Consider the following 21752-nt stretch of genomic DNA (forward strand, 5'->3'; position numbering starts at 1 on the left):
TGCTTCCTACGGTCTTGTAAGACTTGAGGGGGCAGTTTTTTCATGCATAGAATCCCGATTTTGGATAAAAATACATGGAAGGAAATCAATGGAGAGAGAAAGCTGCAATCATCTAATGAGATGTACAGGGGGCGTATTCGGATGACGATTTGGCAGTGGTATAGACGTCGGACAAGACCAGGATCCCAAAGTCAACAGCCTTCAAAGATTCCACGGATCGAAACGCCAGCGCATCAAATTTTGGAGAAATATGCAGAAGCTACCGTTAGCCAAAAACTCGATGATTCCTTGGATTTCGTTCAGGGTATACTTGGCGACAATGACGATTTTATTATGCGCCGTTTTTGTATATGTGACGAGCATGCGGCAGCAGCTTTATATTTCGCTGATTTAATTGATAAACAACATTTGAACGACCATATATTAAAGCCTTTAATGCGTACGACCTCGAAGGAATATCCAAAGGATGATAACCGTTCAATGAGAGATTATCTGTTGAACGATACGTTGTATTCCTGTGAAGGCAGAACGGAAACCGAGCTGGATGAGATCATCCAAGCCATCGTCGAAGGGAAAACCGTCATTCTGGTTGACGGTCTGGTGGATGCTTTTGTTTTCAGCACCCGCCAAGTTGACAAGCGTTCCATCTCGCAGCCGGAAACCGAGCAGGTGATCAGGGGAGCCCGGGAAGGTTTTATAGAAATAATGGGCACCAACTTGGCGCTTCTCCGCTATCGGCTCCCGACACCGGATTTCCGGATAAAAACCATACGGATTGGGCGAGTTACGAAATCCAAGGTAGCTCTTTGTTATATTAATGGCATTGTGAACCCTGAACTCGTGAAAGAGGTATTCAGGCGTCTATCGTTGATTGATATTGATGGCGTTCTTGATGCAGGTTATTTGGAGCAATTTATCGAGGATAATCACGTCTCGCCATTTCCGCAGATTCAAAACACAGAACGGCCCGATAAGGCTGTCGCCAATCTGCTGGAAGGCAGGGTGATTCTCCTGGTAGACGGATCACCGTTTGCTCTTATTTTACCAACGGTTTTCAGCCAATTTTACCAAACGGTGGAGGATTACTCGGAACGGTATCTCTTGGTCAGTTTCATACGTCTATCTCGCCTCGTTGCGCTTGTATTCTCGCTGATTTTTCCATCGTTGTATGTAGCTCTGATCTCGTTTAATCCGGAGCTTATTCCAACGGAGTTCGCCGTCGCGGTGACAGGGGGAAGAGCAGGGGTGCCATTCCCGTCGGTCATTGAAGTGTTAATCATGGAAATCTCCATGGAAGTTCTGAGGGAAGCGACGCTGCGGCTACCGCAACAAGTTGGTGGAGCCCTTTCCATCGTTGGCGTGCTTGTCGTTGGACAAGCGGCAGTTGCGGCAGGATTTATTTCACCGATTACGGTTGTTATCATTGCATTAACGACGATCGGTTCTTTTGCAACACCGGCCTATAATGCAGCGCTAGCTCTTAGATTGTTGCGATTCCCGCTTGTTATTTTGTCAGGAATTTTCGGTCTGTATGGCGTGATGATCGGATTAATTTTGATCGCGAACCATATGCTCTCCTTACGTTCATTCGGCGTTCCGTACCTGAGCCCGATTGTGCCTGGAAATTTCCAGGGGATGAAAGATACACTGGCACGATTGCCCCTATGGTCGATGCCCAAAAGACCTGGGCTTTTACATACCCCTAATGACACTCGTCTAAGTAAATTAACGAAAGACATGAGTGGCAAAGCACCAAATAATACGTTAGATCCATTGAAGGTTGGAGATAGGAGGAACGTAACCTATGGAGCATCCTCGCCAGATAACAGTGATTCAAGCCGCGATCATACTGATTAGCACGATTATTGGAGTGGGGGTGCTTGCTCTCTCACTCTTTGCTGTTCGCGCAGCTGATTCCGGGGCACCGCTAGTTACTTTTCTAGGCTTAATGCTTGGATTAGTAGGTCTTTGGCTTCTAACAAAGCTCGGAATGCGATTTCCTGATCAATCGATTATTGAATACAGTAAGGATTTAATCGGCAAATGGACGGCAGGCGTATTCAGTGTATTAATCATTGCTTTCTTTGCTCTAATTACAGCACTGGCAGCTCGGGAATTTGGTGAAGTCGTCGTAACGTCCGTTTTGATGAAAACTCCGCTTGAAGTGACGGTGATCGTCATGCTGCTGCTAGCCGCTGTTTCCTCACGCGCAGATATTACCACGTTTACTTATTTCCATCATTTTTATTTTCCGGTCATTGTATTTCCTGGATTATTAATTGTTGTGCTATCGCTTAAGAACGCGCATTTAGTCAATTTGCTTCCTTTATGGGGGAATCAACCAAGCGGCATGTCTGGTGGCATTCTCACGATGGCAGCCCTATTTCAAGGCTCTTTCGTCATGACCATTGTCATACCTGCGATGCGTAGACCGGAGAAGGCCATGATTGCCGGCTATGTCGGGATGGCCATTTCAGGGGCTTTATATGTACTTATTGTCATTGCAACGGTTGGCGTCTTTGGATCGGAGGAAATTAAAAAGTTAGTGTGGCCAACCTTGGAATTAGCCAAAACAACTTCACTGCCTGCGAACATACTGGAGCGTTTAGATGGGGCTTTTCTTGCTGTATGGGTGACGGCGGTATTTACGACATTACTGTCTACATATTACTTAGCCATTTTTTTTATCACTCAGCTCTTGCGACTCAAGGATCACAAGATGTTCACCTTCTTTCTAGTTCCTTTTATTTATGTGATGGCTATGTTTCCTCAAAATTTGCTGCAGATGTATGAAATCATTCAAGTTGTCGGCCGCTGGGGATTAATCATCACGGTGGTGTATCCACTTGTCTTATTTATAGTGGCGTTGATTCGTAAGAAAAAAAGTCGGGGTGATCAACTTGTGGCAAAATCTGATTAAACAGATTCTTGTTTTCGTGTTGATGACCCCTTTGCTTACAGGCTGCTGGGATCGCCTTGAAATCGAAGATCGTGCGGTTGTCTTAGCCATTGGCATCGATGAAGCAAAGCCGGGAGATGAGAAAGAAACTAGCAATGCAACACATATTCTTAATCAGGAATCCTCAAAAAAGGGACTCATTCGTATCACCGTTCAAATTGCCGTACCAGGTCGCATTCCACTCGGGACAGGAGGCGACACAGGGGGGCCAGCTTCTCAAAAACCAGTTTGGGTCTTGACCAGCGTAGGATACACCATTGAAGATGGGTTAATGAACTTACAGCAGCAGCTCGCGGATCGGTTGTTCTATGGCCATTTAAGAGTCATTGTGCTGTCGGAAGCGGTTGCCAAAAGAGGGATTGAGAACGTGAATGATTTCTTTCGCCGTCAGCCTCAAGTTCGAAGAACAGTCTGGATGGTTGTTTCCAAAGGAGCCGCAGCAGACATTATGAATGCTACTCCGCAATTGGAGCGCGTACCGTCTTTATATTTGCTTGCCACTTTGGAGCATGCTAGAGAAATGGGCAAGCTGCCCAACATTTTCTTAGGTGTTTTTTTCAGTGCCAGTTCGGCGAAAGGTCAAGAAGGGACGGTTCCTTACTTGGAGTTAAAGAAGGAATCGAATATCGAACTTGCCGGAATGGCTTATTTTAAAAATGACAAAATGGTGGGCACCTCAACAGCTTTGCAAATTGGCCACTATATGGCCATAAAGCAATTAAACCCCGGCGGTTACAGTATCCTTCAGGAAATGCCGGGCTCTCATACAAACGTTATTTTCAAAACTACACATCGGAAATCAAAAATAACAACAACAATCAAAAATGGGAAAGTGTTTGCGACCATTAGATGCCAAGTCGAAGGGGATTTAACGGAAAAATCGGATGAGAAGGTACTCGTGACGAGAAATAATTTGATCAAGCTGGAAGAGAAAATTCAAAAAGACGCCGCGGAGGGATTCAAAGATTTCATCCAGCAGACACAGGAAGATGGCAGTGACATTTTCGGCTTTGGGGAATATGTACGTGCAACGCAGCCGGCATATTGGAACAAGGAAATTAAAACCAAGGAAAAATGGGAGAGCAAATATAAAGAGATGGCCGTAGATGTCTCGATGCACGTTAAGATTAGACGAATTGGAACGAAAACGAAGTAAGGAAGGATTCGGCCCATGATCACCTTTAATAATTACACGGTTTTGCTGCTGCTGATCTCCGGACTGCTCGTCTTAGTTTTTGATGTGAAAATTTATACCAAAGCAAACTTGCAGAGGGAGAAAAAAGGGGCTCTTTTTACCGGATGGTTCAATATATCCCTAGGGATTCTTTCCTACGTAGGCTACCTAGTTTATGAAAAATGGTTCTGGAAATAAGCGTGCATAGCCGTCTTGGTGTTATTCTTCAAAAGAGGGAAACAAGAGATATATGGAGAATATAGACATGCTGAACTTTGTACAAAAGCCGCAATTACGAGGAGGGGGAAATAGGAATGAAATACCGTCAACTAGGTGATACGGAACTTAGCATTAGTGAGGTTAGCTTCGGTACATGGGCCATCGGTGGGAGCTGGGGACTATCTAACGATGATGAAGCCATTAAGGGCTTGCACTTGGCTATGGAAGCAGGGGTTAACTTTTTTGATACAGCGGATGTTTATGGATCGGGGCATGCGGAAGAACTGCTGGCCAAAGCAACTAGAGGAAAAGAAGATGACATTTACATAGCAACAAAGTTTTGCCGTGCAGGAGATATTTATGATTCAAAAACGTATTCAGAGGAAACGGTTCGCCAATATTGCGAAGATAGCTTGAAAAGATTGAATCGCGAACGGATCGATCTCTATCAAATTCATTGTCCACCGCTAGCCATTTTGAAGGATGGTCACGTTTTCGAAGTGCTCGACAAGCTCAAAGCGGAAGGTAAAATTCGTCATTACGGCGTTAGCGTCGAGACGGTAGAAGAAGGTTTGTTCGCACTGAGTAAGCCTGGTGTCAAGGCGCTGCAAGTGATTTATAATCTGTTCCGGCAAAAACCGGCCGAAACTTTATTTCCGCAAGCGAAAGCCGCGGGGGTAGGGATTCTTGTCAGACTTCCGTTAGCCAGCGGTCTGCTGACCGGGAAATTCACTGAAACGAGCACATTTGCTGCGGATGATCACCGGAATTTCAATGCGGATGGCGCGCAGTTCAACGTTGGCGAGACGTTTGCCGGGCTTCCTTTTACCAAGGGAGTGGAGCTGGCAAGGGAACTGGCATGGATCGCAGAAGGCCGCGGCAACATGGCGCAAGCTTCTATGCGCTGGATTTTGGACAATCCGAATATTACCTGTGTGATTCCGGGCTTCAAAAACGAACGCCAAGTCGCAGATAACCTCGGTACTTCGCAGACCCCATCATTTTCCGGGGAAGAATGGGCGCGACTTCAAACTTTTTATGAGGACAGGGTGAAAGACTACATTCGGGGGCCTTATTAGTAGATGATGTTTCTATGATTGATTTTTTTAAAGACTTTATCTTAAATATCTTCTTGATTTTCTCTCCGCTTGTTGTTTATCCCTATTTGTACAAATCACAAAGTCATAGCATGAAGTACCGGCTGTGGCTTTGCTTTTTTTTCACAGTAGCTATTGGGTTCGCGATGTCCATACCTGTTAATTTAAATGGTTTGGTTTATGATTTTAGGTCCATTCCGCTGATTGTCGGCTCTCTGTACGGCGGGATTTATGTTTCGATGTTTCTGTATGCGGCAATTATTGTAGTCCGATATGTTCTCGGAAATCCAAATAATTTAATTTATTGCGTTTCCTTTATTCCAACAATTATTTTTATCGTCTTGCTTCTAAAAAGATATCAACAAATGCGTTTAACCCATAAAATAATTTCCGCCATTATCGTTTGCGTTGCTGTTAAAATTGTAAGTTTTCTCATTTATTTGACGAGCATCGGTAAGCTGGACCTTTTTACTGCCAACCTAATCTCCTCCTCTCAAACCTACATTCTGCAGAGTGTGGTAATCGCCGTCTATATTTATCTAATCGAGTTTCAACAGAAGTACATTCATATGCAGGAAGATGCAGTCCATGGCGAGAAAATGAGAATTGTCAGCGAGATGGCAGCTTCAGTCGCCCATGAAATCAGAAATCCGCTCACGGCTGTGAGAGGGTTTATTCAACTCATGGGGGTACCTCATTTGGCCCCATCGAAACTCCAATTTTATCAGCAAATCTCACTGGAAGAATTAGAGCGGGCACAAGTCATCATTAGTGACTACTTGGCCATCGCAAAGCCTGAACCTGAGAAAGATGAATTAATCCTGATGAAGGATGAAGTGCAATATATTTCTCAGGTGTTATTAACGATTGCCAATTATAACGATGTCAAAATTGATGTGACCTTGCAGGATGGACAAATGTTTATCCAGGGGGACCGGAATAAGCTGAGGCAATCGCTGATCAATATCGGGAAAAATGCCATTGAGGCGATGTCCAAAAGCGGTGGTGTTCTGGAAATAGGGCTAAAAGAGCAGACCGATAAAATTATCATCACGATACGTGATAACGGGATTGGCATGACAAAGGAACAAATTAGCCGATTGGGTACGCCATATTTTTCCACCAAAGAGAAAGGCACGGGCCTGGGTACAATGGTCTCATTCAGTCTTATTCGAGCGATGAAGGGGAAAATAAATATTACCAGCGAAGTAGGCAAGGGGACGGAATTTGAAATATCATTTCCAGCGGCTCCGCATGGATATTGACAAAAGTTGAATAACAGCTTACTTAAGGGGCTTGCCATTGGCAGCTCTTTTTTTGTTTATATTCACTTAAACATTGTCCGTTATAGTTGATCGCAAGACGACATAGGAGGCAGACAGGATGGGAAAAGAAAGCATAAAAAGTCGGTTCATCAAAGCTGGATTACGATTCATACAAGTTAATGCTATTTGGAAAAAGACAGGCGAAGCCCTTCAAAGAGAAATAGAAAATAGGCAGAATAAAGAAAGTTATGAACCTCCTAAGAATATGTTTAGAAAGTATGATTGCCGCAAATATGAGGCAAATGGTCATGCTTATTATGTCGTGAAACCTCTGGAACAAGCTGCTGGGAACAAGCATATCTTCTATCTGCACGGCGGTGGCCATGTGCTCAAAATCACCTCGCTGCATTGGGAATTTATTGCGTATTTAATTGATTCGTTACATTGTACGGTCACGGTTCCGATGTATCCACTTGCGCCAGCGCATAGCCACAAGGATGTTTTTGAGATGCTCGTCCCTCTGTATCGCCAAGTGTACGCGGATGTGGAGGAACGAGATCTCGTGGTGATGGGAGATTCTGCCGGTGGCGGGATGAGCTTGGCATTGGCACAATTCCTGCGGGTGAAGGGATTTAAACAGCCAGGGAATATCATTTTGATCTCCCCGTTGTTGGATATGACCTTCAGCCATCCCATGATAAAAATGATCGAGAAACAAGATCCGATCTCGGCTACTCCGGCGCTGCACGATATTGCCAAGTGGTATGCGGGCGAAGAAAGTGTGAAGCACTATTTGGTCAGCCCAATTTACGGGAACTTCCACGACTTGGGAAGGATCAGCGTGTATATCGGAACACATGATATCTTATATCCTGACGCGAATAAATTCAGTAAACTCGCTGGCATGCAAGGTATTCCCATCAATTATTATGAATACCCGTCTATGCTTCACGTCTGGCCGTTATTTCCCTGTCCGGAAGCCTGGCAAGCACGAGAGCAGATGATTCATACGATCCGGTCGACTTAACATTTTTTTAATAAATGTTCTTGACAGTTGAAACGATTTGGAATGATAATAAAAACGACTGAGTAGTCATTTTAAGAGAGAGAATAGATGAGGAGGATTTCAATGACTAAACACCATGATCAATTAGTTAAATATGCGTCTTTGGCTATACAACTGGGAGTAAATGTGCAGCCGGGACAAACACTAGTCATTTTCGCACCTCTAGTATCGGTGGATTTTGTACGCTTATTAGTCAAACACGCCTATGAAATAGGGGCAAAGCTTGTCTACGTGGAGTGGGTTGACAGTGAAATTACACGTTTGAAATATGAATTGGCGCCATTTGAAGCACTGCTTGAATACCCGATGTGGCAAGCAAAAGGTTATGAAGAATTAGCAAGTCAAAATGCCGCTTTCCTCTATGTTTCTGCCAATAACCCGGATCTGATGAATGGTATTGATCCCAAACGACTGCAAACCGCCAGCAAAACATCAAGCACGGCAATCAAGGAATTAACGATGGCAAGATTAACGAACAAAGTCAGCTGGACGATCGTCGCTGTGCCAACACCAGCTTGGGCGGATAAAGTTTTCCCACTACTTCCGGCAGAGGAACGGGTAGATGCGCTATGGAGCGCTATCTTCCAAGCAACTCGAGTTGAGAAAGATGATCCGATCGAGGAATGGAGGAATCATGCCCGCACATTACTAACCAAATCCGATTTGCTGAATCAGAAGCAATATAAGGCACTGCATTACTGCGCGGAAGGTACGGACATTACGGTTGAATTGCCTCAGGACCACTTATGGGTATCGGCCGGCAGCAATAATCAGCAAGGTGATACCTTTATTGCAAATATGCCGACAGAAGAAGTGTTTACATCTCCCTTGCGAACCGGTGTAAATGGTACCGTAAGAAGCACGAAACCGCTAAGCTACAATGGTGTTCTTATCGAAAATTTCTCTCTGACTTTTGAAGAGGGAAGAATCATTGATTTTGAAGCGGAAAAAGGCGAAGAGATGCTGCGAACTCTCGTTGAGATGGATGAAGGATCTCATTATCTGGGGGAAATTGCGCTAGTTCCGCATCGTTCGCCGATCTCGGATATGAATCTAATTTTCTATAATACCTTGTATGATGAGAACGCCTCCTGCCATTTTGCCATCGGTCGGGCATTCCCGTTTTGCTTGAAAGACGGCGTGACGATGAGCGGAGAAGAACTGCTGAAACGCGGCTTGAACGAAAGCTTGACGCATGTAGATTTTATGATGGGTTCAGCGGATATGGACATCGACGGGATTAAGATGAATGGCGAAGTTGAGCCCGTATTCCGCAATGGAGACTGGGTAATTTCGTAGAAACGGAGGAGCAGCATGTCACCGAAAGTTACGCAAGCCTACAAGGAAGAGAAGAAGGCGGTTATTCTTGAGGGAGCGCTCCACTGCTTTACGGAAAAAGGCTTCCAGGCTACGACAATGGATGATATCGTGCGGCATTTGGGAATTAGCAAAGGCGCTATTTACAGCTATTTTGCCAGTAAAGAAGAAATGTATATTCAGATGGCCGATGATAAAATGAATGCCATGCTGGAGAATTCTACAGAGACCTTCAAGAGCATGCCTAGCGCAGCGGATCAAATCCGTTACATGTACAACCGGTTTCGCAGCCAATCGCTGACAGAACTTCGCAAATGGATGGCCTTTCATTTGGAGTTTATGCTGTATGCGGCACGCCAACCCCAGTTAACGCAGCGATGGAATGAGTACGCGGACAAAGCCTTAGTGTTCATTAAGGACATCATGGATGGCGGCAAGCTAACAGGCGAATTTCGCTCGGATTTGGATAGCGCGGCAGCTTCTCGGTTATTCTGGTCCATTCGGGATGGCCTTGCGCTGCAGTACATGTTAAGTGGCGAGGAAGCCGACTATAAGCGCACAATTGATGATATGGAAAGTATGGTGTTCCGCTATATCATGGGGTAATCCTTTTGAACCGGAGGAGAAGGTTATGGTTTTCAAAAAAATGAGCGAAATGTCAGTCGAAGATCTGGTTGCGCTTTGGAATAAGGGCTTCGAAGGGTACTATCTCAACAGTTCACTGGACATGAGCAAATTCATGGCTAGAACCGTTCATGAAGGTCTCTCCTTGGAGCATTCTTTGGTGTTGTATGAAAATGAGGAAGCGATCGGTTTCGTCATGAACGGATTTCGCACCATCGAAGGGAAAAAGGTGGCGTGGAACGGCGGGACCGGAATTATCCCTGACTACAGGGGTAAGGGATTCGGAAAACACTTAATGCTTAGAAATTTGCAATTATATCAAGAGCAGGATGTGGACATTGCCTTGCTTGAAGCGCTTGTCCAAAATGAAGCCGCGATTAATCTTTACCAGAAAGTCGGTTATGAGATTACCGAACAGCTTGTCTGTTTGCAGCATACGGGAGAACTTCATGTTAACCTGCTGGAATCAAAATTCCCTGAAAAATATAGCTTACGTCAGGGACATCCCGTTGAAGTTAACGCTGTGCCATTCAATAAGCCGATGTCTGCCTGGCAGACACAATGGCCTAGTATGAAAGGCGGCGAAAGCATACTTGTAACCGTTGCTGAGGAAGTGGTGGGCTATGCCCTATTCAAGCGAGTTTATGCGGAGAATGGCAGCTTGACCTCATTCGTGCTTTATCAATGTGAAGCATGTCCAGGACGCGAGGATGAAACGGAGATTCTGAAAACGGCTTTAAGGGAAGTATTCGCACCACTGACCTCTTCATGTACGCGATTAACGATGAATATCAGACATTCCAATGAGGGGTTAAATGAGCTGTTAGCCGGATTAGGCTTTACCTCATTTGTTGAGCAGGTACATATGCTGCGGCATATTTGAAATCTGTTGGCTTGGAACATGAGAACCTGACGTATGAGTTGGGCATGGGGCGCATATGAATCGTTATGAGCAAAAAACGATGAATGGAGGGGGTACCCCATGTCTTTTTTTGACAAAGTCAAACAAGGTGCAACGGATGCCGCGAAGAAAGCTCAGCAAACCGTTGAGCTGACGAAGCTCAAAGCGCAAGTTTCTTCCAAGGAGAAGGAGATAGAGAAATTTTATAATCTCATTGGAGAGTCCGTGTATGCCGCTTATATGTCGGGAGATATAGCCCGTGCCGGTGAGATTGTCGAGAGATTCAGTCTTGGCATCGACGCGGTTAAGCAAGAAATTGCCGTATTGGATCAAAAAATCATTGAACTGCGAAATGAGAAAGAATGCGTTTGTGGTAAAGTCGTTGTGGCCGACACGAAGTTTTGTTCATCTTGCGGCCATCAGTTTTGAGGAAAGATGAGACAGTCTGTAGAGACTGTCTTTTTTGTTGCATGTGTGAAGCGGGTGCAGCGACGATCAACGCCGGGGTGCAACATCAAACTTGACGGAACAGCCCCTTCATGGTTTTAAGCTAGCTACTTCACCGGCCTTCCACTTTCCAGTCACACTTGCATATTACAGCAAACTTCTACCTTCCACTTTCCAGTCACGCTAATGCACAATACAACCAACTTCCACCTCAGTAGCATACAACAAATTTCATGAGATCTAGCGAGAATTCCGCTAAAGATTTTCTAGAGGGATCTATGGTCCACTATTTGAAGGTAAATCAGCTTATTCCTTGGTGAGTGGGAATTAGAGGCTCTTATTTAGCCTCCACGATACGATTTTCGGGTGAAATCGGCGAAATAGGGAAACGTAGTTCCCATGGGCTGATGGGAGAGGCTACTTTTCTGAGATTAGCGGACCATATTTCCCTCTACGTGCAGGGATATTCTGGGTCATAGGGAATTAATGTAAATGGAATGCCAACCAAGCGACAAATAAAAGCAAAGGAGCCCTCAATGTCCGATTATGATTGGGATAACAAAATTGAATATTTAAGAAACACAAGAGATCTATATTACAACGATGACTACTTGGAGTTTCTAGTGAAGACAGTTTGGAAGATCACTCAGCCAGTGAATGTCGTTGACTATGGTTGCGGGTACGGATATTTGGGGCTGAAGCTGTTACCGCTTTTACCCGAAGGATCCACGTATACGGGAATTGACAAAGGAATAGAGCTAGTCAACACAGCAAGGGAAATTTTCGCTACGCTGCCATTTACAACAAATTTTATCGTGGCCGATTTAGAAACGTTAGCGATCGACAGGCAATATGATCTGGCCGTTTGCCATGCGTTATTATTGCATCTGTCCGATGCGAAAAAATTACTCTACAAGATGATCGATTGCGTGATGGATGAGGGGAGGGTCATCTGCTTCGAGCCACATTGGATTGCTAACATGTCTAACTATAGTTTGCATGGTGTTGATCAAAGCCAAGTGATTCGCTTGGGAATTTTACAAAAACTATTTGAGCAGGATACTAAAAGTAACGGAAAAGACGGAAATATCGGGATAAAAATACCCGAATATCTCAGTAAAATAGGCTTAACAAATGTTCAATGCAGAGTAAGCGATAAAGTTAATTTTCTAGATCCGAATGCGGATCGACAAAAGAATCAACGGCTGTACAATTCCTTGAGAGAGGAAGGGATTGGCAGTTTCCCAGGCGATGAATGCAAGTTTATTCATAACTTGATGAATCGGGGGCTAACAGAAAGTGAAGCAAAGAGTCAATACGAGGCGGAGTTATTATTTTCAAAAATATTCAACGAGGACTCCGTATTAACCTACGCTCCTAACTTGAAGATTTCATTTGGTACGGTGAACCGATGAGCACAGAAAGCAAAATGCTTTTTAAAAAACCTGTGATCGTTGGGGCAATTGGTTGGGCTGTCTTACTTTTGTCAATTTCTACTTGCTATCTTATTTGGTTATTTTCTAGCCAATATACGATCCTCTACTACTGCACATTTTTATTTGCAATATTCCTCGTGGTTTGGACGGTAATATCTACTTTTGGCGTATTACAGAGTTTATTGGATTACAAAGAATTAAATTTTATGAAAGCTTATCTCCATTTAGCTGAGATTAAGAAGCGGAAAGCACTGTTTGTGTTGGGGCTGCTTACAAATTTATTATTAATTCTATGCAATAGCACGTTGATATTTTGTCTATATAATCTATGGCAAAAGATATTTCCGTAAAACAAACTCGGATAATTCCAAACAAGCATGTCAGAATTGTGCCGAAAAACAAAAATAAGAATTCTAATCGTAACTATATTGACACAATGTAAGGGGATACATTAATATGTAAACATGCTCAGGAAAACGTTTGGGCAAGAATTTGGATCATCGTTTTGGATAAAAAGGAGCTGTCACTATGCCTACACTTAAGGATATCGCTGATTTAGTGGGCGTCTCCATTTCAACAGCCTCGAGAGTGGTTCGAAATGATACAAGCCGGCATATTAATCCGGAGACGAGGGCCAAAGTATGGGAGGCCGTTCGCCAGCTCGATTACAAGCCGAATGAGTCAGCACGCCATCTCGTGAATAAACAGAAGACCGAGAAGAGACAGACCAAACAAATCGGCTGCATTATTCAAGCGGCACGACTCAATGATGATCATCCTTACTATTCGCCGATTATTACGGCTTTTACGAAAAAGATTTTGGAGTCAGGCTATTCATTAGCCTTCATTCATACTTCGGACGAGCTCGCGGATGATGCTTTGCTTCACCGCTGCATCCATGATATTCAAGTGGACGGCATCATCATCGTTGGCGAAGTCGGGCCGGCCATTCTGGATTATTTGCAAAAGGTAGAGGATCTCGCTTTGATTGGCATTTGTACGATTGGGACTGAGATTACGATGGTGGACTATGATCGTATCCACGCTGCCAAATCCGCTGTCGATCACCTCATTGCGCAGGGCCACCGTTCTATCGGATTTATCGGCGGGCCAGGTCATACGGGAGAGCTAAACAGTGAAGAGAGGTTCCAAGGCTACAAATTCGCGATGTATGACGCCGGCATTCCCTTACATAAAGACTGGGTGATAGACACCCGTTGGGAAATTGACCGCAGTTACGAATACGTGAAAGAACAGTTAAAACGATCCGATATAGAGCGCCCTACGGCAATCTTCTCAGCAAGCGATCAGTTGGCGATTCCGGCTATGCGTGCTGTGATCGAAAGTCAGCTACGAATTCCGGAGGATATCGCCTTCATCTCGATGGATAATATTGATTTCGCGCAATACACGACGCCACCGCTATCTTCGGTGCATGTGCCGAAAGTGGAGATCGGTTTGACAGCGGCTGCAACCTTGTTGGATATGTTAAAAGGAGAGCAGCTGGCGCTATCCAAAGTACTGCTACCACATAAAATTATTGTGAGAGAATCGTCCACATTTGCTAGAAGCTAATTTTTTTTATTACTCAGGATAACGTTATCCTGAATTTGGCGCCAAATTATTTTACTACGTCAAGGAGGTGAAATCAGCTTTTACGGGTTCCATTTTTAGCAAGGTCATGTTTCTTTCACAAAAATTAAAAAAGGGTGATTGCGAAATGGTAAAGAATACAAAAAAAATCGTCTGCTTAACTATGTTGATGTCTACAATGGTTGTTGCAAGTGCTTGCGGTAATTCCTCTTCCTCTAATCCCGTCTCATCCGGTGCGCCTGCAAATGATGCAAAAGCAACAGCAGCCGCCAGCGGTGAGAAAGTAACCATTACCTATGGCGGTTGGGGCCTGGATACGATGACGGAGGTTATCAAAGCCTTCCAAGCCAGTCATCCGAACATTGAAGTTAAAGCAGAGAATACACCGTATAAGCAATATTTCACCAAATTGGAAACAGCGGCACAAGGCGGAACGATGCCTGACGTGTTATGGATGAACGGACCGAATTTCATTAAGTACGCGGAAAATAAAATGTTGTTGGACTTGTCCGAAAACATCAAAAAGGATCAATTGGATCTTAAAAATTATCCGACATCTCTCGTTTCCCTATACAGCCTTGGCGGTAAGAACTACGGGATTCCCAAGGATTATGACACGATTGGATTATGGTACAACAAGAAGCTGTTCGATGAAAAAGGCGTTGCCTATCCAGACGCAACTTGGGATTGGAATAAGCTAACAGAAGCTGCGAAAAAGCTTACCGATCCTGGCAAAGGCATCTACGGCTTCGCAGCACCAATGATGAATCAAGAGGATTATTACAACACGATTCTTCAAGCCGGAGGCACGATTATTTCCGACGATCACAAAAAATCGGGTTATGATCAGCCGGAAGCGATTGAAGGTTTGAAATTTTTAACGGATCTCATTCAAGTTCATAAAGTATCGCCTACACTGGCGCAAATGACAGAAACGGCGCCTTCGGATTTGTTTACTTCCGGCAAGCTGGCGATGTATTTTGACGGTTCATGGGCAGCTTTCACAATTAATCAAAATGCCGATATGAAAAACAATGCCGATGTGGCGCCGCTTCCAAAAGGGAAAAAACAAGGCGTTGTCATTCACGGATTAGGCCACGTCATCTCCGCGAATTCCAAGCATCCGAAAGAAGCCTGGGAATTTGTGAAATTCCTTGGCTCGAAAGAGGCGGCAGAAGTAGCCGCTAAACAAGGAGGAGCGATTCCGGCTTTCAAAGGTTCTGAAACAGCTTGGTTAGCGGCATTCCCGCAATACCACGCCAAAGCGTTCATCGATATGACGGAATATGCTTCTCCTTATCCGGTTTCCAAGAATACATCCGTATGGACAACTTATGAAACTGAGATTTTGAAAAATGCATGGACAGGAGATAAACCGGTAGCTGACGCAGCCAAAGAGCTCGGCGCCAAAATGAATCAAGCGCTAGCTGCAGAAAAATAAGCTTTCGGTGCGGAGGTTCGTTTGCAAGTGGAGCGAATCTCCCTCCTAACTACACTCATGGGAGCGTGAGTACTCATGCGAATCAGCTCGAAACGCCGGTCCGATTGGATGTGGGCGTACATCATGATCACACCTTTAATGCTCGGTTTGCTCGTTTTCTACATTTGGCCCGTGTTTCAAACGTTTTATTTTTCATTCACGGATTGGGGTTCATTCGGCAAATATACATGGTCAGGTTTGGCGAATTATAAGCAGCTTTTTACAGATAAAGATTTGCTGTATGCCTTTCGGAATACGGGCATCTACATTATTACGGCTGTCCCGGTCGGCATTGTTTTATCCATTATCTTAGCTGTTCTGCTGAATCAAAAGGTAAAGGGGTTATCGGTATATAGAACCCTGTATTTTCTCCCTGTCGTCACAATGCCTGCAGCGGTTGCCATGGTGTGGAAGTGGTTGTATAATTCCGACTTTGGACTGATTAACTATGTGCTCAGCAAATTGTCCATTACAGGGCCGCACTGGCTGACGGACAATCGTACGGCATTATTATCTATTATCATCGTTGCCATCTGGAGTTCAATTGGCTCTCACATGATTATCTTTTTGTCAGGCCTTCAAGGCATCTCGGAGTCTTATTATGAAGCCGCATCGATCGATGGGGCAGGTTCTTTTACCAAATTCACTCGAATTACGATGCCTCTGTTAACACCGACGATTTTTTTCGTCATGGTAACCTCGCTCATTGGTGCGTTCCAGGTATTTGATTACATCTATATGATGGTTGGCGAAATTGTTATGGAATCTACGCAGTCGATTGTATTTTTATACTACAAATACGGGTTTCTCAAAAATGCCAAGGGGTACGCCTCTTCCATTGCCGTCATGCTGTTTGTCATTATCATGTTAATTACGTACATTCAAATGAAAATTCAGAAGAAATGGGTTCACTACGAATGAGAGGGGCGAGTGTATGAATACGAAACCAGTCAATCAGAAATCGCTTCGAATCGGCGGAATCCATCTTATCCTCATATTGGGTGCAATTATCATGGTTACGCCATTTATCTGGATGTTTCTTACATCGGTAAAAACATTAGGAGAGTCAACGGCCATTCCTCCCGTTTTGCTGCCAAAAGCTTTTCAATGGAGCAATTATGCGAAGGTTTTTGTAAACTTGCCGTTCTTTACTTTCTATTGGAATACATTCATAACAACTTTGGTTAAAGTGATTGGTCAACTGATTATTTGCTCGTTGGCGGCATATGCTTTTGCAAGGATAGCTTTTCCAGGACGTCACTTCTTTTTCATCCTGATGTTGTCGGTGCTGATGGTTCCTGGGCAAGTGTTTCTTATTCCGCAGTATATGATTATGAAGGATCTCGGCTGGTTGAACTCTTTGACAGCACTTATTGTACCTGGTTTATTCAGTGCTTTCGGGACGTTTTTGCTGCGCCAATTTTTTATGACGCTGCCTAATGAATTGGAAGAAGCCGCGAAGTTAGATGGTTGCAATCAGTTCCGCATTTATTGGCAAATCATGATGCCGCTTGCAAAATCCGGGATGATTGCGTTGGCTATTTTCACCATGTTGTGGTCATGGAACGATCTGATGTGGCCGCTCATCGTCAACTCCTCACCGGATAAAATGGTGCTGTCCGCAGGAATCGCATTCCTGGAAGGGGAGCACAAAACGAATTACACGATCATTATGGCAGGCTCCATGATGGCAATTTTGCCAATGATCATTATTTTCTTTGTTTTCCAACGTTCTTTTATTCAAGGGATTGCATTTACAGGAAGCAAGTCTTAATCAATGGCATATATTAGCCTATCGGTATCAATATCGTTATAGACGAAGTCACAGGAGATGAGTATTTGATGCAAAAAGTAACGGCAATCCTGCTCGGCGCAGGTGATCGAGGGGCGCAAGCTTACGCGCCATACGCACTGAATTACCCGCATGAATTACAAATTGTAGCAGTCGCTGAACCGAATGAGGAGCGTCGTGCTGCCTTTGCTTCCGCACATGGGATTGCGCCGGAACACGCTGTTGAGAATTGGGAACAACTGCTTGCACAGCCCAAGCTGGCGGATATCGCGATCATTTGTACGCAGGATCAAATGCACTATCACCCTACATTGAAGGCGTTGGAGCTTGGTTACCATGTTTTGTTGGAGAAACCGATGTCTCCTAGTCCGGAAGAGTGTGTGGAGATGGAACTCATGGCGAAGAAGCACAACAGGCTGCTAACCATTTGCCATGTTTTGCGGTATACAGCTTTCTGGACGGCAATGAAACGAGTGATTACAGAAGGTAAAATCGGACAAATCGTCAATATTCAGTTGAATGAAAATGTCGGTAACATGCATATGGCACACAGTTTTGTACGCGGGAATTGGAATAATTCCGATAAGTCTTCCCCTATGATTTTAGCCAAATCATGCCATGACATGGATATTCTCTCTTATATCATGGGCGAGCCATGCGAGCGTGTCAGCTCTTTCGGTTCGTTGATGCACTTTAATGAAGAGAATGCGCCTGCAGGTGCGCCTGCGCGATGCTTGGACGGTTGCCCGGCTGAAATGAGCTGTCAGTACTACGCACCTAAATATTATTTGGGCGCAGGACGCCGTTGGGCGCGTAAATTCACAACAGATACCAGCAATGAAGGCATCATTGAAGCGCTGAGTACGACGCCTTACGGGAAGTGTGTGTATCACAGCGATAATAACGTCGTTGATCATCAAGTTGTCAATATGGAGTTCGCGAGCGGTGCGACTGCGATGTTCAGCATGTGCGGATTTACCCGTGATAACACGCGCATTCTGCAAATCATGGGCACGAAAGGCGATCTTCGCGGCAATATGGAAGAGAACGAATTCACCATCCATGATTTTGTGACGAATGAGAAAACGACCGTGCGTGTGCACGCCTCGGAAGAGGGGCACAACGGAGGAGACGCGGGCATTGTGCGCAGCTTCTTGAGCGAAGTCAGAACGTATAACGGCGGAGAAAGCAGCTCTTCCGCTTCCGTTTCCGTGCGCAGCCATCTGATGTCGTTCGCAGCGGAGGAATCCCGCTTGAACGGCGGCAAGCCCATTGCGATTGAAGAGTTTTATAAACAACTCGTTACGATATAAACAAAACGCAAGCGACCAGAGAGACTGGCTGCTTGCGTTTTTTTAGGAAGACGGGTAGTAAATAAGCGTCTTATATACAGCTTTGCGATCAGACAAATTCGTATACGTGTGCGGACGATCTGCTGTGAAATGGATCGCATCGCCAGGTTGAAGAATGTAGCTTTCTTGAGCAATAGAAATTTGCAGCTTTCCTTCGACCATTAGAATGTACTCTTCGACACCCTCATTATGCGGCTCAGAAGCATGGGTACAGCCTTGCTCCATTTCGACGGTGTAGATTTCGAAACTTTTTTGCGGGTGAAAAGGGAAAAGGGGATAGGCGCGATATTGGCCGTCCTCCTCATCAAAGGAAGAAAGATCTTCGGAGCGAACAACCGTAATCTTAGGTTCGTCATCCTCAATTAAGCTCGTGAAGGAGATTTGTAGTCCGCTCACAATTTTCCATAAAACAGAGATCGTTGGGTTAGAATCTCCCCGCTCAATCTGTCCGAGCATAGCTTTGCTGACACCCGTCAATTCTGCAACCTGATCTAAGCTTAAACCTCTTGTTTTCCTTATGTTCAGCAGCTTTCTGCCTACCATTTTGTGTATCGGTTCCTGCATCAACGTGACTCCTTTTATTTAATTTGTGTCCGTAAAAATCGCCTATTTACAATATAACATACATTCGTGTACTATGGTATATATAGACAGTAAAACGCACGTATGTGTATTATATTGCATATTTGTCCTAGGAGGAAAAATGATGGGCGCAACAATGATAGGGTTGGTTAAAGAACACCGAGGACCCGGTGCTACACTGAAGGAAGTTCCCGTTCCCACGATTGGCGACGATGAAGTGCTCGTTCACATTAAGGCAACTTCCATTTGCGGAACGGATTTGCACATTTACAATTGGGATGCTTGGGCTGATAAAACGGTGCTGACTCCGAATGTGTTCGGGCACGAGTTTGCGGGTATCGTTGTTGACATCGGGGACCGTGTACGAGGCGTTAAGATCGGAGATCATGTTTCAGCAGAGGGACATATGATTTGCGGCACCTGCAAGGCTTGCCGAACCGGAAATGGGCATGTTTGCCCGAATACGAAAAGCTTTGGGATTACCGCACCGGGATGTTTTGCCGAATATGCGGTTGTGAAAGCAAGTAATATTATTCATAATGCGCCTGAGCTGCCTTTTGAAATCGCTTGTTTGCAAGATCCGCTAGGGAATGCGGTGCAAACCGTTTTGTCCGGAGACATCGTGGGTAAAACAGTGGCGATTATCGGCGTAGGACCAATTGGCTTGCTTGCCATTAAAGTAGCCAAAGCTTGCGGAGCTGGAGCCATTTATGCGGTAGATATTAATCCAAACCGGTTAAAGATGGCTTTGCAAATGGGGGCTGATGTAACTATAAACGCTATGGAAGCGCGTACATCTGAAGAACTGCGCAGATTGACGGACGGCGAAGGCGTTGAGGTTGTGCTTGAAATGTCCGGGAACCCAGTGGCGATTGCAGATGCTTTTGAAGCTGCGGCCAATGCAGGCAGGGTGTCCTTGCTCGGAATTCCCACGAAAGAAGTAAGCTTGGACGTAACGAATCAAATTATTTTCAAAGGCCTCAAGGTAGAAGGCATCACGGGTCGTAAAATGTACCAAACCTGGTATCAGATGAAAGGTTTATTGAACCAACATCGGGTTGATCTCGCATCCGTCATCACACACAGATTCACGCTGGATCAGTACGAGGAAGCATTCCGTTTGATGCATGAAGGGCAATGCGGAAAAATCGTGTTTACTCATTAAAACACAAGCTTGGGAGGGCAAAGATGAATTACTTAAATGATTTGGCGGCAGATATTGAAGGCTGGAAGCGCGATGGACGTTACCGCACGATAAAAGTATGGGAAAGCGGTTCGGATACATGGATGAATTTGAACGGACGCAAAATTCTCCAAATGTCCTCCAATAATTATTTGGGATTGACCCATCATCCCAAACTGAAGCAAGCTGCAATTGAAGCCATTGAGAAATACGGCGTTGGCAGCGGGTCGGTGCGTACCATTACAGGGACGCTGGATATTCACGAACAGCTTGAGCTTGAGCTGGCTGCATTTAAAGGCACGGAAGCGGCGCTCGTGTTTCAATCGGGTTTTACAACGAATCAAGGCGCACTGTCTTCGATTCTAGGCGCAGACGACGTTGTCATCAGCGATGAGTTGAACCATGCGAGTATCATTGATGGCATTCGTTTGACGAAGGCGAGCCGTAAAATTTTCGCCCATAAAGATATGAATCAGCTTGAAGCCGTGCTGAAAGAAACGCAAAAACATCGTAAGCGTGTTGTGGTAACGGATGGCGTATTTAGTATGGACGGCGATATCGCGCCGCTGCCTGAAATTGTTCAATTGGCCGAAGCCTATGATGCCATTGTGTATGTCGATGATGCCCATGCGAGCGGCGTATTAGGGAAGAACGGCAAAGGCTCAACCGATCATTTCGGACTTCATGGCCGTGTTCACATTCAGATCGGGACACTGTCCAAAGCGATTGGAGCTGTTGGCGGTTATGTTGCCGGTGCGCAATTGTTAAAGGAACATTTGATTCATACGGCAAGACCGTTTCTGTTCAGCACCTCGCAGACGCCAGCGGTAGCAGCTACTTGTTTGGCGGCGATTCAGGTGCTGCGCGATAGTGAAGATTTGGTAACCAAACTATGGGAGAATGCCAATGGTTTCCGCAGTGAATTGCAGCGTTTGGGCTTCGACACCGGAGCAAGTGAAACGCCAATCATTCCAATCATTATCGGCGATCCTGCGCAAACGATGCGTTTCTCGGACCGCCTGCTTGAAGAAGGCGTATTCGCGCAAGGGATTGTTTACCCGACCGTTGCCATGGACAAAGGGCGTGTCCGCTTGATCGTAACGGCACAGCATACGAAAGAAGATTTAGCGTTTGCTTTGAACAGCTTGCAAAAGGTCGGCAGGGAATTTGGATTGGTGTAAAGCACCGTAGGCGACACCGCGGTATTTTCGGATGTGGACAAAGATTTGCGGAATAGAAAGTCAGTTGCTCCTATATAATTAGGT

The 21752-nt window shown here is 45.0% G+C and carries 20 protein-coding genes; 19 read left to right on the forward strand and 1 reads right to left on the reverse strand.

The window, feature by feature from the left end; translation table 11 throughout:
- The first annotated feature begins 141 nt into the window (after window positions 1–141).
- The 17 genes from RQP52_RS04980 to RQP52_RS05060 all read left to right on the forward strand — a co-directional run bounded on the left by RQP52_RS04980 (window position 142) and on the right by RQP52_RS05060 (window position 18683).
- On the forward strand, window positions 142–1857 hold the full coding sequence (locus RQP52_RS04980; protein WP_394358146.1) for a spore germination protein: 1716 nt from the start codon (window positions 142–144) through the stop codon (window positions 1855–1857).
- Window positions 1805–2920 carry a GerAB/ArcD/ProY family transporter gene (locus RQP52_RS04985; protein ID WP_315949826.1) on the forward strand — a complete coding sequence of 372 codons (1116 nt, stop codon included), beginning with the start codon at window positions 1805–1807 and terminating at the stop codon, window positions 2918–2920. The genes RQP52_RS04980 and RQP52_RS04985 overlap by 53 nt, the downstream gene beginning before the upstream one ends.
- On the forward strand, window positions 2892–4115 hold the full coding sequence (locus tag RQP52_RS04990; RefSeq protein ID WP_315949827.1) for a Ger(x)C family spore germination protein: 1224 nt from the start codon (window positions 2892–2894) through the stop codon (window positions 4113–4115). Before RQP52_RS04985 ends, RQP52_RS04990 begins: the two co-directional genes overlap by 29 nt.
- Before the next feature lie 15 nt (window positions 4116–4130).
- Window positions 4131–4331, forward strand: a complete 201-nt coding sequence (locus RQP52_RS04995) for a CLC_0170 family protein (protein ID WP_315949829.1) — start codon at window positions 4131–4133, stop codon at window positions 4329–4331.
- Window positions 4332–4447: 116 nt separating this feature from the next.
- Entirely contained in the window at window positions 4448–5431 is a 984-nt protein-coding gene (locus tag RQP52_RS05000; RefSeq protein ID WP_315949831.1) for an aldo/keto reductase, read from the forward strand.
- A 14-nt stretch (window positions 5432–5445) separates the two neighbouring features.
- On the forward strand, window positions 5446–6714 hold the full coding sequence (locus RQP52_RS05005; RefSeq protein WP_315949833.1) for an ATP-binding protein: 1269 nt from the start codon (window positions 5446–5448) through the stop codon (window positions 6712–6714).
- Window positions 6715–6832: 118 nt separating this feature from the next.
- Window positions 6833–7741, forward strand: coding sequence for an alpha/beta hydrolase (locus RQP52_RS05010; protein WP_315949835.1), 909 nt, complete (start codon window positions 6833–6835; stop codon window positions 7739–7741).
- 102 nt (window positions 7742–7843) lie between these two features.
- Entirely contained in the window at window positions 7844–9079 is a 1236-nt protein-coding gene (locus RQP52_RS05015) for an aminopeptidase (protein ID WP_315949837.1), read from the forward strand.
- A 15-nt stretch (window positions 9080–9094) separates the two neighbouring features.
- A complete protein-coding gene (locus RQP52_RS05020) occupies window positions 9095–9703 on the forward strand; it encodes a TetR/AcrR family transcriptional regulator (RefSeq protein ID WP_315949839.1) in 609 nt (202 codons plus the stop codon).
- Between the two features lie 40 nt (window positions 9704–9743).
- A complete protein-coding gene (locus RQP52_RS05025; RefSeq protein WP_315949840.1) occupies window positions 9744–10604 on the forward strand; it encodes a GNAT family N-acetyltransferase in 861 nt (286 codons plus the stop codon).
- 99 nt (window positions 10605–10703) lie between these two features.
- Complete coding sequence (locus RQP52_RS05030; RefSeq protein WP_127456012.1) at window positions 10704–11051, forward strand: hypothetical protein; 348 nt, start codon at window positions 10704–10706, stop codon at window positions 11049–11051.
- Window positions 11052–11605: 554 nt separating this feature from the next.
- Complete coding sequence (locus tag RQP52_RS05035) at window positions 11606–12484, forward strand: class I SAM-dependent methyltransferase (protein ID WP_315949841.1); 879 nt, start codon at window positions 11606–11608, stop codon at window positions 12482–12484.
- Between the two features lie 549 nt (window positions 12485–13033).
- Window positions 13034–14080 carry a LacI family DNA-binding transcriptional regulator gene (locus RQP52_RS05040; protein WP_315949842.1) on the forward strand — a complete coding sequence of 349 codons (1047 nt, stop codon included), beginning with the start codon at window positions 13034–13036 and terminating at the stop codon, window positions 14078–14080.
- A gap of 187 nt (window positions 14081–14267) precedes the next feature.
- Window positions 14268–15539, forward strand: a complete 1272-nt coding sequence (locus RQP52_RS05045; RefSeq protein WP_315949844.1) for an ABC transporter substrate-binding protein — start codon at window positions 14268–14270, stop codon at window positions 15537–15539.
- Between the two features lie 75 nt (window positions 15540–15614).
- Window positions 15615–16499, forward strand: a complete 885-nt coding sequence (locus tag RQP52_RS05050) for a carbohydrate ABC transporter permease (RefSeq protein WP_315949846.1) — start codon at window positions 15615–15617, stop codon at window positions 16497–16499.
- 13 nt (window positions 16500–16512) lie between these two features.
- The gene (locus RQP52_RS05055) at window positions 16513–17352 is read left to right on the forward strand and encodes a carbohydrate ABC transporter permease (RefSeq protein ID WP_127456007.1); all 840 of its coding nucleotides are present in this window, start codon (window positions 16513–16515) and stop codon (window positions 17350–17352) included.
- Window positions 17353–17420: 68 nt separating this feature from the next.
- Window positions 17421–18683 (forward strand): Gfo/Idh/MocA family protein, encoded by a 1263-nt coding sequence (locus RQP52_RS05060; protein ID WP_315950387.1) that lies wholly within the window; start codon window positions 17421–17423, stop codon window positions 18681–18683.
- Between the two features lie 42 nt (window positions 18684–18725).
- Here the strand turns inward: RQP52_RS05060 and RQP52_RS05065 are convergent, their stop codons facing one another.
- Window positions 18726–19286, reverse strand: a complete 561-nt coding sequence (locus RQP52_RS05065) for a helix-turn-helix domain-containing protein (protein ID WP_127456006.1) — start codon at window positions 19284–19286, stop codon at window positions 18726–18728.
- Between the two features lie 142 nt (window positions 19287–19428).
- Between RQP52_RS05065 and tdh the strand changes: the two genes are divergently transcribed.
- Window positions 19429–20469, forward strand: a complete 1041-nt coding sequence (gene tdh / locus RQP52_RS05070) for an L-threonine 3-dehydrogenase (protein WP_315949851.1) — start codon at window positions 19429–19431, stop codon at window positions 20467–20469.
- A gap of 23 nt (window positions 20470–20492) precedes the next feature.
- Window positions 20493–21668 (forward strand): glycine C-acetyltransferase, encoded by a 1176-nt coding sequence (locus RQP52_RS05075; protein WP_315949852.1) that lies wholly within the window; start codon window positions 20493–20495, stop codon window positions 21666–21668.
- Window positions 21669–21752: the final 84 nt, after the last annotated feature.

The organism is Paenibacillus violae (assembly GCF_032461945.1).
Lineage (GTDB): Bacteria > Bacillota > Bacilli > Paenibacillales > NBRC-103111 > Paenibacillus_E > Paenibacillus_E violae.